The sequence below is a fragment of the Streptomyces sp. UH6 genome, from assembly GCF_013421635.1.
Taxonomy (GTDB): Bacteria; Actinomycetota; Actinomycetes; order Streptomycetales; family Streptomycetaceae; genus Streptomyces; species Streptomyces abyssomicinicus.
Genome location: NZ_JACADT010000336.1, coordinates 1 through 5,578 on the forward strand (window position 1 = coordinate 1; position 5,578 = coordinate 5,578).

Annotated in this window: 5 protein-coding genes; 3 read left to right on the forward strand and 2 right to left on the reverse strand. The window is 71.9% G+C overall.

From position 1 onward, the window contains the following. Positions 1 to 116: 116 nt before the first annotated feature. Both HW445_RS16925 and HW445_RS16930 read right to left on the reverse strand, forming a co-directional pair. Complete coding sequence (locus tag HW445_RS16925; protein ID WP_180221848.1) at positions 117 to 2,066, reverse strand: molybdopterin oxidoreductase family protein; 1,950 nt, start codon at positions 2,064 to 2,066, stop codon at positions 117 to 119. Further along, complete coding sequence (locus tag HW445_RS16930; protein WP_180221849.1) at positions 2,063 to 3,034, reverse strand: 2-dehydropantoate 2-reductase; 972 nt, start codon at positions 3,032 to 3,034, stop codon at positions 2,063 to 2,065. The genes HW445_RS16925 and HW445_RS16930 overlap by 4 nt, the downstream gene beginning before the upstream one ends. 233 nt (positions 3,035 to 3,267) lie before the next feature. Between HW445_RS16930 and HW445_RS16935 the strand changes: the two genes are divergently transcribed. The 3 genes from HW445_RS16935 to HW445_RS16945 form a co-directional block, all read left to right on the forward strand. Continuing rightward, the gene (locus HW445_RS16935; RefSeq protein ID WP_180221850.1) at positions 3,268 to 4,575 is read left to right on the forward strand and encodes an OFA family MFS transporter; all 1,308 of its coding nucleotides are present in this window, start codon (positions 3,268 to 3,270) and stop codon (positions 4,573 to 4,575) included. Further along, positions 4,568 to 4,723 (forward strand): hypothetical protein, encoded by a 156-nt coding sequence (locus tag HW445_RS16940; RefSeq protein WP_180221851.1) that lies wholly within the window; start codon positions 4,568 to 4,570, stop codon positions 4,721 to 4,723. Before HW445_RS16935 ends, HW445_RS16940 begins: the two co-directional genes overlap by 8 nt. 244 nt (positions 4,724 to 4,967) lie before the next feature. Beyond that, on the forward strand, positions 4,968 to 5,578 hold a 611-nt coding region (locus tag HW445_RS16945; RefSeq protein ID WP_180221852.1), incomplete at its 3' end, for a GntR family transcriptional regulator.

Genomic DNA, 5,578 nt, shown 5'->3' on the forward strand with positions numbered 1-5,578 from the left:
GGTCCCGTCGCGGTCGGCGCCCTCCCAGGAGGTCTGCGGCGGGCCGAGCAGCGCGTCGACCGCGGCGCGTTCCTCGTCGGTGGGTTCGCTGTCGCCGAAGTGCAGGTCCACTCAGGTCACCTCACGTGGTCAGCGGCGGGAAGTTTCTCGATGCGGATCGCCGACGCCTTGAACTCGGCGGTGCCGGCGATCGGGCAGTTGGCCTCGATGGTCAGCGCGTTGGTGTCCACCTCGTCGGGGAAGTGGAAGGTCATGAACGCGAGGCCCGGCCGGAGGGCGGTGTCGATCCACACCGGGGCGAGGACCGTGCCCCGCCGGGAGACGACGCGCACCTCCTCGCCGACGGTGACGCCGTGGCGCTCGGCGTCCTCCGGGCTGAGTTCGACGTACTCGCCGCGTCGCAGGGGCGAGGCGAAACCGCCGCTCTGCACGCCGGTGTTGTAGGAGTCCAGCCTCCGGCCGGTGGTCAGCCGCACGGGGTAGTGCTCGTCGGTGAGGTCGACCGGCGGGTCGTGCTGGACCAGTCCGAACGGGGCCGGCGTGCCGCGGCGTACGGGGTCGGCCTCCCACAACCTGCCGTGCAGGTAGGGGGGTTCGAGGCGGTCGGTGGAGGGGCAGGGCCACTGGATGCCCTGGTGCTCCTCCAGCCGGCCGTAGGTCATGCCGTGGTGGTCCGGCGAGACCGAGCGGAGTTCGTTCCAGACCGACTCCGCGTCGGCGTACTTCCAGTCGTGGCCGAGCCGGGAGGCCAGGTCGCAGAGGATGTCGATGTCCTCCCGGGCCTCGCCCGGCGGCGAGACGGCCGCGCGTACCCGCTGGACGCGGCGCTCGCTGTTGGTGAAGGTGCCGTCGGTCTCCGCCCAGCCGGCCGTCGACGGCAGCACCACGTCGGCGAGTTCGGCGGTCCGGGTCATGAAGATGTCCTGGACCACCAGGAAGTCCAGCTCCTTCAGGCGGCGGACCGCCTGCTCGCTGTCCGCCTCGGACTGCGCCGGGTTCTCGCCGATGCAGTACACGGCCCGCAGCGTGCCCTCCTCCATGGCCTCGAACATCTCGGTGAGGTTGAGGCCGTAGCGGGGCTGGATGGCGGTGTTCCATGCGGCCTCGAACTTGCGCCGGGTGTCCGGGTCCAGGATGTCCTGGAAGCCGGGGAGGCGGTTGGGGATCGCGCCCATGTCGCCGCCGCCCTGGACGTTGTTCTGGCCGCGCAGCGGCTGGAGGCCGGAGCCGTAACGGCCGACGTGGCCGGTGAGCAGCGAGAGGTTGATCAGCGCGCGGACGTTGTCGGTGCCGTTGTGGTGTTCGGTGATGCCCAGCGTCCAGCACAGCTGGGCGCGTTCGGCGCGGGCGTAGGCGTGGGCGAGTTCACGGACGGCGGCGGCCGGCACGCCGGTCACCTTCTCCGCCAGCGACGGCGTCCACGGTTCGACCAGCTTGCGGTACTCCTCGAAGCCGGTGGTGGCGCGGCGGACGAACGGCTCGTTGACGAGACCGGCGGCGATGATCTCGCGGCCGACGGCGTGCGCGAGCGGGATGTCGGTGCCGACGTTCAGGCCCAGCCAGCTCTCCGCCCACTCGGCGGTGGAGGTGCGGCGCGGGTCGACGGCGTACATCCGGGCGCCGTTGCGGATGCCCCTCAGCACGTGCTGGAAGAAGATCGGGTGCGCGAAGCGGGCGTTGGAGCCCCACATCACGATCACGTCGGTGTGCTCGGCCTCCTGGTAGGAGGAGGTGCCGCCTCCGGAGCCGAAGGCGGCGGACAGCCCGGCCACGCTGGGCGCGTGACAGGTGCGGTTGCAGGAGTCGACGTTGTTGGTGCCCATGACGACGCGGGCGAACTTCTGCGCCACGTAGTTCATCTCGTTGGTGGCGCGGGCACAGGAGAACATGCCGAACGCGCCGCGGTGTGCCCGCAGGGCCCGGGCGACGCGGTCCAGCGCCTCGGCCCAGGTGGCCCGGCGGAACGGCTCGTCCCGGGAGTCGCGGACCAGGGGGTGGGTGAGCCGGGTGTAGGTCTTGGGGGCCCGCTCGCGCCTTCGGACGCGGGAGGCGGGGTGATCGCTCATGCGGCGCTCCTCAGCGCGAGCAGGTCCGACAGGGCGTGGACCGTGCGGAGGGTGGGTGCCTCGACGCCGGTGAGGTCCGCGAGTTCGGTCAACGCGGTGAGCAGCACGTCGAGTTCGAGCGGTTTGCCGCGCTCCAGGTCCTGGAGCGTGGAGGTGCGGTGGTCGCCGACCCGCTCGGCGCCCGCGAGGCGGCGTTCGACGGTGACGTCCACGGTGCAGCCGAGGGCCTCGGCGATCGACAGCGTCTCGGTCATCATGGTCTCGACGACCCGGCGGGTGCCGCCGTGCACGCACATCTGGCGCATGGTGGCCCGGGTCAGGGCGCTGATCGGGTTGAACGTGGCGTTGCCCAGCAGCTTGACCCAGATGTCGTCGCGCAGGTCGGGCTCGACGGGGCACTTGAGGCCGCCGGCGACCATGGCGTCGCCGAACGCGGTGCAGCGCGCGGAGACGCTGCGGTCGGGCTCGCCGACGGAGAACCGCGTCCCCTCCAGGTGCCGCACCACCCCGGGGGCCTCGAGTTCGGTGGCGGCGTACACCACGCAGCCGATGACCCGTTCGGGGGCGATCACCGCACTGACCGCTCCGCCGGGGTCCACGCTCTCCAGGCGACGCCCGTCGTGCGGGCCTCCGTGGCGGTGGAAGTACCACCAGGGGATGCCGTTCTGGGCGGCGACCACCGCGGTGCCGGGCCTCAGCAGCGGCTCGAGGAGCGGCCCGCACGCCGCGTACGAGTTCGCCTTGAGACCGAGGAACACGTAGTCCACCGGTCCGACCTCGGCGGGGTCGTCGGTGGCCGGGGTACGGGCGGCGAAGTCGCCGCGTGGGCTGAGGACGCGCACGCCGTCCCGCCTGAGGGCCGCCAGGTGGGGCCCGCGGGCGATCAGGCGCACGTCCACGCCCGCGCGGTGCAGAGCGGCGCCCGCATAGGCGCCGATCGCGCCGGCGCCGAGGACTGCGACTTTCACGTGAGAGCTCCGTCCGGTCGAGGGCGTACCGAGGAACTGGGGAACCAGGGAACCGGTGAACCGGGTCGCGACGGTGGGGCGTCGAGGAAGAACGTCGACTGAATATTGTCTACAGTATGGGAGTTGAGGCAGCAAGGGCCGCGGCACGCATGGCGTCCGCGGACGCGGGAAGTGGAGTCGTGGACGTCAGGAGTCTTCCCAAGTGGACGGGATGGTTCCTAGGGTTCCGGATCATGAGTCCACCGGTAGCACCGCCGGGATGGAGCCGCTGGCTCGTTCCCCCGGCCGCCCTCTCCGTCCACCTGTCCATAGGCCAGGCCTACGCCTGGAGCGTCTTCAAGGCTCCGCTGGAGTCCTCGCTCGACATCAGCGGCACGCTGAGCGCGCTCCCCTTCCAACTGGGCATCGTGATGCTCGGCCTCTCCGCGGCCTTCGGCGGCACCCTCGTCGAACGCAACGGTCCGCGCTGGGCGATGACGGTCGCCCTGGTCTGCTTCTCCTCCGGGTTCCTGCTCTCCGCCCTGGGGGCGTGGACCGGGCAGTACTGGCTGATCGTCTTCGGCTACGGCTTCGTCGGCGGCATCGGCCTGGGCATCGGTTACATCTCGCCGGTCTCCACGCTGATCAAGTGGTTCCCGGACCGGCCGGGCATGGCCACCGGCATCGCCATCATGGGCTTCGGCGGCGGCGCGCTCATCGCCTCCCCCTGGTCCACCCGGATGCTGGAGTCGTTCGGCTCCGACTCCTCCGGGATCGCCACCGCCTTCCTGGTGCACGGCCTGGTCTACGCGGTCTTCATGTCGCTCGGCGTCCTGCTGATCCGCGTGCCGCGGCCCGCCCCGGCGGACACGGCGGGCCCGGACGCCACGGCCGGCGTCGGCGGCGTGCAGGTCTCCGCCCGCGACGCCGTGCGCACGCCGCAGTTCTGGCTCCTGTGGCTGGTGCTGGTCATGAACGTCACCGCGGGTATCGGCATCCTGGAGAAGGCCGCGCCGATGATCAGCGACTTCTTCGCCGACACCTCCACCCCCATGTCGGTGTCGGCCGCGGCCGGGTTCGTGGCGCTGCTCTCGGCGGCCAACATGGCCGGCCGGATCGGCTGGTCGTCCACCTCCGACCTGATCGGACGGAAGAACATCTACCGCGTCTACCTGGGCGTCGGCGCGCTGATGTACCTGGTGATCGCGCTCTTCGGGGACGCCTCCAAGCCGCTGTTCGTGCTCTGCGCGCTGGTGATCCTCTCCTTCTACGGAGGCGGCTTCGCGACGATTCCGGCCTACCTCAAGGACCTCTTCGGCACCTACCAGGTCGGCGCCATCCACGGGCGGCTGCTGACCGCCTGGTCCACGGCCGGCGTCCTGGGCCCGCTGATCGTCAACTGGATCGCGGACCGGCAGGAGGAGGCCGGGAAGCAGGGACCGGAGCTGTACGGGACCTCGCTGTTCATCATGATCGGGCTGCTGGTCGTCGGTTTCGTGGCCAACGAACTGGTGCGGCCCGTGCACGCCAGGTACCACATCAAGGAGGCCGTCCATGCCTGAGGCCACCACCACCGGGACCGGGACGGCGCCCGAGGGCGCCGGCGGGCGCCGCGGCCTGATCGCCTTCTCCTGGCTCTGGGTCGGGGTCCCGCTCGCCTACGGCCTGTACGAACTGGTCCGTAAGGCGACGCAGCTCTTCACGGGCTGAACCCGCCTTTCCCGCGGGGCCCCGCACCGGCGCCGGTGCGGGGTCCCTGCCGCTCCTGGGCCCCGCCGCTCCCCGCCCCGTGCCCGGAGACCGCGTGACCGGAGACCGCCCGCGGCCTGAGACCGCCGTGGCCTGAGACCGCCGTGGCCGGAGCCCGCCGTGGCCAATGTCACCCGCGCCGCGGCCACCGCCGCGCCGTAGACTGTAGACGATAGACAATCGGGTGTGCTCAGGAGGGGAACCGATGTTGTCGACCGGTCTGCCGCAGGGCGCGGTGCCCAAGCTGGAACGCCCTGGTCCCCTCCGGGACCGCGTCTACGAGGCACTGCTGGAGCTGATCACGACCCGCGCGCTGCGCCCCGGGCAGCACCTGGTGGAGAGCGAACTCGCCGGGCACCTCGGGGTGTCCCGCCAGCCGGTGCGCGAGGCGCTCCAGCGGCTCAACACCGAGGGGTGGGTGGATCTGCGCCCCGCCCAGGGCGCCTTCGTGCACGAGCCGACGGAGGAGGAGGCCGACCAGCTCCTCACGGTGCGCACCCTGCTGGAGGCGGAGGCGGCGCGGCTCGCCGCGGCCCACGCGGGCAAGCCGGGGATCGCGCAGCTGGAGGAGCTGTGCGCGCAGGGGGAGGCGCTGGTCGCGGCCGACGACGTGGACGGGGCCGTGGAGGCCAACGCGCGGTTCCACGCCAAGGTGATGGAGCTGGCCGGCAACGCGGTGCTGGCCGAGCTGGCCGCGCAGGTGGACCGCCGGGTGCGGTGGTACTACACGCCGATCGCCCGGCAGCGCGGGCAGCAGTCGTGGACGGAGCACCGCGCGCTGATCGCGGCCATCGCCGACCGCGACGAGGCGCTGGC

Coding starts and splice junctions, on each gene's coding strand:
- HW445_RS16925 (WP_180221848.1), bottom strand. CDS start 2,066: ATGAGCGATCACCCCGCCTCCCGCGTCCGAAGGCGCGAGCGGGCCCCC.
- HW445_RS16935 (WP_180221850.1), top strand. CDS start 3,268: ATGAGTCCACCGGTAGCACCGCCGGGATGGAGCCGCTGGCTCGTTCCC.
- HW445_RS16940 (WP_180221851.1), top strand. CDS start 4,568: ATGCCTGAGGCCACCACCACCGGGACCGGGACGGCGCCCGAGGGCGCC.